The sequence below is a fragment of the Collinsella aerofaciens genome (genome assembly GCF_039752955.1).
Lineage (GTDB): Bacteria > Actinomycetota > Coriobacteriia > Coriobacteriales > Coriobacteriaceae > Collinsella > Collinsella aerofaciens_BI.
In genome coordinates, this window is the sequence record NZ_JBDMHB010000072.1 from 1 (window position 1) to 3,668 (window position 3,668).

Annotated in this window: 4 protein-coding genes; 2 read left to right on the forward strand and 2 right to left on the reverse strand. The window is 63.6% G+C overall.

Going from position 1 to position 3,668, the window contains the following annotated elements; translation table 11 throughout:
* Both ABHR75_RS09675 and ABHR75_RS09680 read right to left on the reverse strand, forming a co-directional pair.
* The coding region (locus tag ABHR75_RS09675) for an ABC transporter permease (protein ID WP_346964208.1) at positions 1-318 on the reverse strand (318 nt) is incomplete at its 3' end.
* A gap of 9 nt (positions 319-327) precedes the next feature.
* Positions 328-1,266 (reverse strand): ABC transporter ATP-binding protein, encoded by a 939-nt coding sequence (locus tag ABHR75_RS09680; RefSeq protein ID WP_346964209.1) that lies wholly within the window; start codon positions 1,264-1,266, stop codon positions 328-330.
* A gap of 169 nt (positions 1,267-1,435) precedes the next feature.
* Between ABHR75_RS09680 and ABHR75_RS09685 the strand changes: the two genes are divergently transcribed.
* Complete coding sequence (locus tag ABHR75_RS09685; RefSeq protein ID WP_346964210.1) at positions 1,436-2,581, forward strand: sensor histidine kinase; 1,146 nt, start codon at positions 1,436-1,438, stop codon at positions 2,579-2,581.
* A complete protein-coding gene (locus ABHR75_RS09690; protein ID WP_346964211.1) occupies positions 2,578-3,207 on the forward strand; it encodes a response regulator in 630 nt (209 codons plus the stop codon). The genes ABHR75_RS09685 and ABHR75_RS09690 overlap by 4 nt, the downstream gene beginning before the upstream one ends.
* The last annotated feature ends 461 nt before the right edge of the window (positions 3,208-3,668 follow it).

The following is a 3,668-nucleotide window of genomic DNA, read 5'->3' on the forward strand; positions in this document are numbered from 1 at the left end:
GACCGTGTAGATGCCCGCGACCTCGCCGGCCTTGAGCGCACGGCTCGCATCGGCTGCGTCGTCGCACTCGTGGATCTCGAGCAGCCGATCGTCGCTCTCCTCGTCGAGCGACGTCGCCACGTCCTTAAAGGTCGAAGCGTCCCAGACCTCGTCCGCCACGATGGCCACCGGCACCGGGTCGACCTTGCCGTCAGAGCTCAGGTTCGCAAACATAAACATGAACATCGTGGAAAGCGCAACGGGAAAGAGAGCACCCCAAACCCACGTGCTCGGCCTACGCAGCAGCGTCTTGACCGTAATGATAATGGTGTTGAACATAGCTGCCCCCTAGTCGCGCAGCTCGCGGCCGGTGATCTCGAGGAACACGTCGTTGAGGGTCGGCGGCTCGCTCCACACGCGGCCGAGCGCCACGTCGGCGGCGCGCAGCGTGTCGAGGATGTCCACCAGGTTGTGCGGGCTCGCCTCGCAGGTGCAGACGAGCTCGCCGCCGGACAGCTCGACGCTGAGCACGTGCTCGAGAGCGCGCAGCTGCTCGACCGTGGCGGGCTCGACGGCGCCGACCTCGACGGTCACGCGCTCGCCCATCTGAATCATGCGCTTGAGCTCGTCATTGGTGCCCTGCGCCAGCACGCGCCCGCCGTCCATGATCATGATGCGGCTGCAGATCTGCTCGACTTCCTCCATGTAATGGCTGGTATACACCACCGTGGCGCCCTCGTCGCGCAGGCGGCAGATGCCCTCCAGGATGGCGTTGCGGCTCTGCGGGTCGACCGCCACCGTGGGCTCGTCAAAGAAAATGAGCTCGGGCTTGTGCGCGATGCCGCAGGCGATGTTGAGGCGACGCGCCAGGCCGCCCGAGAGCTTACCAGGGCGGAACTTAGCAAAGTCGCCCAGCCCGACGAAGTCGATCGCCTCGTCCACGAGCGCCCGACGGTGCTTGCGGTCGTTAACGTAAAGGCTGCAGAAATAGTCGATGTTCTCACGCACGGTAAGCTCGTCAAACACCGCCACCTGCTGCGGCACCACGCCGATGCGACGCTTGAGGTCGTAGCGCGTGGGCGTCATGGGTTCACCGAACAGCTCGATGGTGCCTTTGTCGTAGGCGAGCAGCTGCAGAATGCAGTTGATGGACGTGGTCTTGCCCGAGCCGTTGGGGCCCAGCAGGCCAAAGATCTCGCAGGGAGCGATGCACAGGTTAAAGTGGTCGAGCGCGATAAGATCGTCGTAGCGCTTGACGAGATTTTCGACGTGGACGATGTCTGTCATGAGGCGGCCCTTCTGTTGGTCGTGGCCCGGTACGATTGCATCATCGCAGGAGCGGGCGGGGCGCGCCAGTGAGCTTTGTCACGAGTGCAGAAAGGGCAACCGTCCAGGAGGAATGTCACGGTTGCGTGGGCAAGCGTCTTCCCCGCGCGCCATCGCGTACAATACCCGTATGAACAGGCTATTCGACAAATCGATCGTGTTGGCGTGCTGCATTGCGGCCGCTCTGGGCCTTGCCGTGGATGCTCGCTTGGTCGCGGCGTTTTGCCTTGGCGTTATCATCACCGCCCTGGCCGAAGTCGCACAAGGCGAACGCGTTTGCCGCGTCAGTGAGGCAGGCAGCTATGTCTTCGTCCTCGTGGCCGTCTTTGTACCGTCGTTTATGCCGTTTGCGCCCCTCGCCTTCTATGACATCGCGCGACGCGTGCGCCGTGAGCACGCCTGGCCTGCGCTGGGTATTGGCATCATCTTTGCCTTCGCCCTCGTCGCGGGCCTTCGCGCCGGCGCGCTCACCACCCGAACGCTCCTGCTGACCGCCATCCTTTCGGCCGCCGCCACCTTGCTGTCACTGCGCACCGCGCAGCTGGAGCGCGAACAGGAACGCATGCGTCGCACCCGCGACAAGCTGCAAGAACGCGCCCTGGCACTCGAGGCGCGCAACCGCGACCTCGCCGACCGTCAGGACTACGAGGTCGAGCTCGCGACACTTGCCGAGCGCGCCCGCATCGCGCGCGAGATCCACGACAATGTGGGCCACCAACTTACGCGCGCCTCGCTGCAAACCGAGGCCCTGCGCGTGGTCCACGCCAACGAGCCCGGCATCGCCGCCGACTTCGCCGACATCAAGCACACCGTCGACGAGGCGCTTCAGCTTGTGCGCGCCAGTGTCCATGCGCTCAACGACAACGCCGCCGACCTCTCCGTACAGCTTGAGCGCATTGTTGAGGACGTGCGCTCGGACGGCGGCCCGCAGATTGAGCTTGAGGTTTTGGCCGAGCATGCACCGGCCAACGTCGTCAACTGCTTTGCTGCGGTCCTGCGCGAAGCGCTCTCCAACACCATGCGCCACGCCCGTGCGCAGAACGTTACCGTGCGATGCATGGAGCATCCGTCGTTTTACCAGCTCATTGTTACCGACGACGCCGCCGGCGCGACCCCGGTGAACAGCCGCAACGCCGCAGAAGGCATGGGGCTCGGCTCCATGCGCGAGCGCGTCGAGGCGCTTGGCGGAACCTTCACCGCCGGCCCACGCGCCGGTGCCCCCGGCTGGCGCGTGTTTGCCACCGTCCCAAAACAGCAAGGAGATGACGCCCGATGAGGCTCATAGTTGTCGACGACGACCGCTTGGTAGTCGATTCGCTCAAGATTATCCTGGGCGCCCAGCCGCAGATCGAAGTGGTGGGCACCGGAGCCGACGGCAACGACGCGGTGGCACTCTACGCCGAGCACGCGCCCGATATCGCGCTGCTCGACATTCAGATGCCGGGGCGCGACGGCCTTTCGGCGGCGCGCGAAATCCTTGAGCACTACCCCGCGGCACGCGTGGTGTTTCTGACGACATTCTCAGATGACGAGTACATTGTGTCGGCGCTCAAGCTAGGCGCCCGCGGTTACCTGATCAAGACCGATGTCGCCGCCATTCCTCCAGCGTTGGCGCAGGTCATGGACGGCAAACGCGTACTCGAGGGCAAGGCGATCGAGGATATCGACTTTGATGGGGCGGGGCCCGAGGCCGACACGCCTCGCCGGCCCGCCGCCTTTGCCAGCCTGACCGACCGCGAGTTCGAAGTCGCAGAGCTCATCGCCCGCGGCCTCGACAACAAGGAGATTGCCGCCACCGCCTACATGGGCGAAGGCACCGTGCGCAACCACATCAGCTCAATCCTTGCCAAAATGGGCCTGCGCAACCGCACGCAGATCGCCATCGCCTACCTGCGAGGGTAATTACCCGACGACCGACCGCCCCGGCATAGCAAAATGGCCGTTATCGATTTAATGCCATTTCAAAACCATGCCGGATTACTACGATGAATCGCCCGCCTTCGACCACGGTAAATTGCGCGCTTGCAAAACCGCAGGTAGAACGCTTGCAATATTTAGAAAAATGCAGTCATGGTCGGGAATGTCGAATTCATCGTAGTAAACCGACATAGTTTTGTTCGGGCGGCCCTGCACGAGTGCCCCTGCAAGCCTCGCGGGAGCAAAATGATCCGTCTTCCTCCGTCCCCAAGGGATCAGCCGGAACCGCGCGCCACGAAATCGGCCCATCTACTACGTTTGACTCGATACCCCTGACCATGCCTTCGTTTTGAACAAAACCGCAGGCGTTCTACCTGCACTGATAATTGTTCTCGGGGGAAGCGGGCACTGCGGGGCGCGGCAACGGCGCGCGATTTCCGCGTCGC